Here is a 4,531-nt window from a genome sequence, read left to right on the forward strand (position 1 = left end):
CGTGGGATTTCATTAAAAAAATATATGCTTTCAAAAAATCCCGCCATTATTCAGGAGGATTTTGATAATATCATTTCATCTTCTAATAATATTTTAGCAATTGAATACTTAAAAGCATTATATAAAACATCATCAAAAATTAAGGCTTTTTTCATTAAAAGACAGGGAGCCGGTTACAATGACACTAACATAAACATGAAATTTGCTTCTGCTTCAGGAATAAGAAATGCCTTGTCAGACAACCATACTCCTGACCTAAGTTCTGTGATACCGGCAAACTCCCTTTCCCTTTATTCAAAGGCTGAACCTATTTTTCTTAAACATTTTTCAGAAATTTTAGGATATATTCTTTTACAGGAAAGTGATTTTACAAAATATAGTGATGTTTCAGATTTTTTAAGTAACAGAATTAATAATTTAAAAGGAAATTATACCGGCTATGAGGACTTTATATCTATGCTTCAGTCCAAAAACTATACCTATGCCGGCATTTCCAGATGTCTTTGTCACATACTTTTAGGTATTACCAAAGCTGATATGGATTATTTTAAAGATAATGATTACCTTAAGTTTGGAAGGCTCCTTGCCTTTAGAAAAGATTCCGGGGTTTTATCTGCAATAAAAAACAACAGTAACATAAATTTAATAAGTAAATTTTCCGATTATTACAGCGTATGTGATGATTTTGACAGAAAAATCCTGGATATAAATATCAAGGCAGATTCTATATATAGAATGGTTTATGCAAATAAATACAAAAAGGAACTGTCTACGGAATTTAACCGTAAAATAATTATTCAATGACCCTTATAGATAACAATCTAAAAAGACTACCTGCCACACATATGGTAATTGTGGTAAGTAGTCTTTTTTGTTATTAGTTCTTAAAACTATGTATAGGTGCAGGAATTCTTCCTGTTCTGTTTACAAAATTGTCACAGGCAAAGTTGTTTACAGGCATTATCGGTGCATAACCTAAAAGTCCACCAAATTCAACCTCATCTCCCACCTGTTTTCCAATAACAGGGATAATTCTAACAGCTGTAGTCTTCTGATTAACCATGCCAATAGCTGATTCGTCAGCAATTATTCCGGCAATAGTTGTAGCCTTTGTATCTCCCGGTATTGCAATCATGTCAAGACCAACTGAGCATACACAAGTCATCGCTTCAAGCTTCTCTATTGTAAGAGCTCCTTCTTTTACTGCATCTATCATTCCCTGATCTTCACTTACAGGAATAAACGCACCACTTAATCCACCTACATATGACGAAGCCATTACACCACCTTTTTTAACCTGGTCATTAAGCATGGCAAGGGCAGCTGTAGTTCCCGGAGCACCGGCTCTTTCTAAGCCTATTTCCTCTAAAATATCTGCAACACTGTCTCCAATGGCAGGTGTAGGTGCTAAAGACAAATCGATTATTCCGAAAGGAACATTAAGTCTCTCAGATGCTTCCTTGGCTACTAACTGACCTACTCTTGTTATTTTAAATGCTGTTTTCTTTATTGTGTCACAAAGAACTTCAAAGTTCTCTCCACGAACTTTCTTTAATGCGTGTCTTACAACGCCGGGACCGGATACACCAACATTGATAATTGCGTCGGCTTCCGTAACACCGTGGAATGCTCCTGCCATAAAAGGATTATCATCAGGTGCATTGCAAAATACAACTAACTTGGCACATCCTAAAGAGTCCTGTTCTTTAGTTGCCTGAGCTGTTTCTAACACTATTTCTCCCATAAGACGTACTGCATCCATATTAATACCGGTCTTAGTAGAGCCTACATTTACTGAACTGCAGACTCTTTCAGTACATGCTAAAGCCTGAGGAATTGACTTTATAAGATTTTCTTCTGCCGTAGTCATTCCCTTACTTACTAAAGCTGAATAGCCTCCTAAGAAATTAACTCCAACCTCTTTTGCTACCTTATCTAAGGTTTTGGCAATAGTTACAAAATCCTCCGGTGTCTTGCAGGCACTAGCTCCCACAATACCTATAGGTGTAACGGAAATTCTCTTATTTACAATAGGAATACCATATTCCTTTGAAATATCCTCCCCTGTCTGAACAAGGTCTTTTGCCAGTCTCTTTATTTTATTATAAATATTATTGTTAAGTATGTCTAAATCACTGCTTATACAGTCCATCAGACTAATTCCCAATGTAATTGTTCTAACATCAAGATTATAGTTGTCTATCATCTTGTTTGTTTCTATTACTTCAAATCTGTTTATCATCTAAAGCCTCCGTTTTTTAAATTCTATGCATGCTGTTAAAAATATCTTCGTGCTGCATCTTTATTGCAACTCCGATTTCTTCTCCGATTTTATCCAAATCATCTGCCATTTCATGTACCGGCTTTGATGCATTATTACAATCAACAATCATCATCATGTTAAAATACTCCTGCACGATAGTCTGTGAAATGTCAAGAATATTTACATTGTTTTCTGCAAGATATGAACAAACTCCTGCAATAATTCCTACTGTGTCTTTTCCAACAACTGTTATAATTGTCTTCTTCATAAAATCCTCCTACATAAGTAAAATATATTTATATAATAATCTGGGATGAAGGCCTTGTGCCACTGGCAACTTTCAGGTCTATATCATCTGCACAAAACTTATTATTTCCAAAATTTATTTCATTTCTCACTGCCTCAAACGCCAAAGCCGGATAATTATTTTCCTGACTTAAATGTCCCAACATAATATGCTGTAACCTGTCGCTTATTATATTATTAATAAGATTTCCGCATGCCTCGTTAGACAAATGCCCCTTATTTCCCCATATACGCTGCTTTAAATAATAGGGATACGGCCCTGTCTGTAACATATTAATATCATGATTTGCTTCCAGCAAAATAGCATCTAAATCCTGTAAATTATTTATTAAAGGCTCGCTACTTTCCCCTAAGTCAGTAACAACGGCACAAACTTTGTTGTCCCCTGATGTATTGCTCATAAATTTGTAGCAAACAGGATCCGCTGCATCATGACTGATTTTCATTGGCATAATCTGCATATCCCCTATAACCAAATCCTTCATAGGAGATATAACATTAAATAAATCTGTATCTACCTGCCCTATGGATGATTCATTCAATATATAATCAATAGTCTTCTCTGTGGCATATACAGGCTTTTGGTACTTTCTAAGAAACACTCCCAACCCCTTTATGTGGTCGCTATGTTCATGGGTAATAAGTATTCCATCCACATCATCTGCCGTCTTATTAAAAAACTCCAGACCTTCTTCTGTTTTTTTTCTGCTAATTCCCACGTCAACCATTAATGTTGTATTTTCATTATCAACAACAATACAATTGCCTTTACTTCCACTTGAAATAGACGATATTTTCATATGTACACCTCTAAACTTCCTCATACATTTTATTGTATTTTTCAATTAATTTCAACCTATATTGTTGTAATAATATAAATTTGCCAAAATATTATAAATAAAAAAGGCATTTATGAAAAAAATTATTAAAACCATCCTATGTGTTTTTGCCATAGTATTAACTGTTGCATTTCCTGCTTTAATATCAAAAAGTGTAAAAGATGGCATTGCCTTGTGTCTATACACTCTTGTTCCTGCACTGCTTCCTTTTATGCTAATAGTAAATATAATGCAAAAACATGATTTGTGTTCCCAGATAAGTTATATTTTAAAGCCAATATTAAAGATTTTCTTTAAAATATCTGATAACGGGTGTTTTGCCGTAATTATCGGCTTTATTTGCGGATATCCCATGGGAGCTAAAACCATATCAGATTTATATATTCATAAAAAAATATCTTTTTCCGAAGCTGCATATTTAGTAACTTTTTGTAACAATTGTAGTTTGTCTTTTTTGCTTAATTATATATTTCTAAATTATCTGCAAAATTCTTTTATAAAAAATACTGCATTTATTAATCCGGCATTGTTATGTGTCATTCTTGTATATTGCCCTGCCTTTATTGTAGGAACAGCCAACCGTTTTTTATTAAAACCTGACATTACAGTTAATAATTCAAAAGCTATGCCCTTTACCGGCAACCCAATACTTTTATCTGTTAAATCCTTAACAACCCTGTCGGTTTATGTTATTTGTTTCAATATTATGTCCCGGTTGCTTTTGACTCTTCCCATAAATGCCACGTTTAAATCAATTCTTTGCGGCGTAAGTGAAATAACGTCAGGAACTGCTATTATATTTGAAAACATAAGTGGAAACACTGTTCTTTGTACATACCTTATACTTTTATTTACTGTTTTTGGTGGCATTTCCATTACAATGCAATCTTTAAGTCAGATTTGTCATTCAAAATTAAAGGTATATTATTTAGTGGGCAAATTAGAATCATCTGTTGTTTTTACATTATTATTTTTTATTTTATATCTTGTAAAAAACTAATAAAAACATTTCATTTTAAAAAACAGGACTAATCAGTACATAATACCGGTAGTCCTGTTTTTTATTAAACAGTATGAATTTTAATTATTTATCTCATGTTTTTCTTCAAAGTACTGCCCCGTA

5 protein-coding genes are annotated in these 4,531 nt (G+C 33.5%); 2 read left to right on the forward strand and 3 right to left on the reverse strand.

Features of this window, described 5'->3' with window-relative positions:
- Window positions 1-804, forward strand: an 804-nt coding sequence (locus tag Q5O30_RS07410; RefSeq protein WP_302674636.1) for a nucleotidyltransferase family protein, incomplete at its 5' end; no start/stop codon positions are given.
- Window positions 805-877: 73 nt separating this feature from the next.
- Here the strand turns inward: Q5O30_RS07410 and Q5O30_RS07415 are convergent.
- From Q5O30_RS07415 to Q5O30_RS07425, 3 genes are read right to left on the reverse strand one after another with little or no spacing between them, the layout of a single operon-like run.
- Window positions 878-2,242: a PFL family protein gene (locus Q5O30_RS07415; RefSeq protein ID WP_021953121.1), complete on the reverse strand. Its 1,365-nt coding sequence runs from the start codon at window positions 2,240-2,242 to the stop codon at window positions 878-880.
- A gap of 16 nt (window positions 2,243-2,258) precedes the next feature.
- Window positions 2,259-2,531 (reverse strand): ACT domain-containing protein, encoded by a 273-nt coding sequence (locus Q5O30_RS07420; RefSeq protein WP_021953122.1) that lies wholly within the window; start codon window positions 2,529-2,531, stop codon window positions 2,259-2,261.
- Window positions 2,532-2,559: 28 nt separating this feature from the next.
- Window positions 2,560-3,393, reverse strand: a complete 834-nt coding sequence (locus Q5O30_RS07425; protein ID WP_370553112.1) for an MBL fold metallo-hydrolase — start codon at window positions 3,391-3,393, stop codon at window positions 2,560-2,562.
- 88 nt (window positions 3,394-3,481) lie between these two features.
- Here Q5O30_RS07425 and Q5O30_RS07430 point away from each other — a divergent pair, with 88 nt between their 5' ends.
- A complete protein-coding gene (locus Q5O30_RS07430) occupies window positions 3,482-4,408 on the forward strand; it encodes a nucleoside recognition domain-containing protein (protein WP_021953124.1) in 927 nt (308 codons plus the stop codon).
- The last annotated feature ends 123 nt before the right edge of the window (window positions 4,409-4,531 follow it).

This window comes from Eubacterium sp. CAG:161 (assembly GCF_000432355.1).
Lineage (GTDB): Bacteria > Bacillota > Clostridia > Lachnospirales > Lachnospiraceae > Eubacterium_G > Eubacterium_G segne.

What these genes read in the sequence shown, in the direction of transcription:
- Q5O30_RS07420 (WP_021953122.1), bottom strand. Translation starts at nt 2,531, where the DNA reads ATGAAGAAGACAATTATAACAGTTGTTGGAAAAGACACAGTAGGAATT.
- Q5O30_RS07430 (WP_021953124.1), top strand. Translation starts at nt 3,482, where the DNA reads ATGAAAAAAATTATTAAAACCATCCTATGTGTTTTTGCCATAGTATTA.
- Q5O30_RS07425 (WP_370553112.1), bottom strand. Translation starts at nt 3,393, where the DNA reads ATGAGGAAGTTTAGAGGTGTACATATGAAAATATCGTCTATTTCAAGT.
- Q5O30_RS07415 (WP_021953121.1), bottom strand. Translation starts at nt 2,242, where the DNA reads ATGATAAACAGATTTGAAGTAATAGAAACAAACAAGATGATAGACAAC.